Origin of the sequence: Kitasatospora sp. MBT66 (assembly GCF_000710405.2) — a bacterium.
GTDB classification, from domain to species: Bacteria; Actinomycetota; Actinomycetes; order Streptomycetales; family Streptomycetaceae; genus Kitasatospora; species Kitasatospora purpeofusca.
Window position 1 is genome coordinate 1,522,768 of record NZ_JAIY01000006.1, and the last position, 566, is coordinate 1,523,333.

At 77.6% G+C, this 566-nt stretch carries 1 protein-coding gene and 1 pseudogene; one reads left to right on the plus strand and one right to left on the minus strand.

Translation table 11 applies throughout. From position 1 onward, the window contains the following. Window positions 1-316 (plus strand): SUKH-3 domain-containing protein (locus BI06_RS19260; protein ID WP_043469365.1); only part of this gene is annotated, 316 nt, incomplete at its 5' end. Between the two features lie 34 nt (window positions 317-350). Here the strand turns inward: BI06_RS19260 and BI06_RS52460 are convergent. After that, window positions 351-566: pseudogene (locus BI06_RS52460) on the minus strand (hypothetical protein); the annotation flags it as partial.

Genomic DNA, 566 nt, shown 5'->3' on the forward strand with positions numbered 1-566 from the left:
GTTCGGCGGCCTCGCCTTCGACCTGGTCGGCCCCGGCCGGCAGCTGGCCCGCACCCCGTTCCTGGTCGACCCGCTGTGCGGCCTGCACCAGCCCCGCACCCTGGCCGACCTGGGCCGCGCCCTGGACACCCGGGTCGCGCCGCTGGGCGAGGAGGCGTACGGGCAGGCGCTGCTGGCGATCGACGAGGAGGGCCGGGTCTTCAGCCTGGACCACACCGGCGAGTGGTACCTCGGCGAGAGCGTCGACCGGGCGATCTCCGCCCTGGTCCTGGGCACCGCCCCGGAACGGCTGCGCACCGCCGAGGACGCGGGCTGATCCGGACCGATCGAGGGTCGGCCCGGACGGCGCGCTAGACCAGGCGGTCCTGGCGGACCGCCAGCCGGGACGGCAGGACCGCCTCCACCCGGAAGCCGCCGTCCCGCTCCGGCCCCGCCGAGAAGGTGCCCCCGAGCGCGACCACCCGCTCGCGCATCCCGACCAGCCCGTTGCCGCCGCTGGGCAGCGCCGCCGCGGTCCGCTCGCCGCCCGGACAGGCGTTCACCACGCTGACCCGGACGCCGTTCGG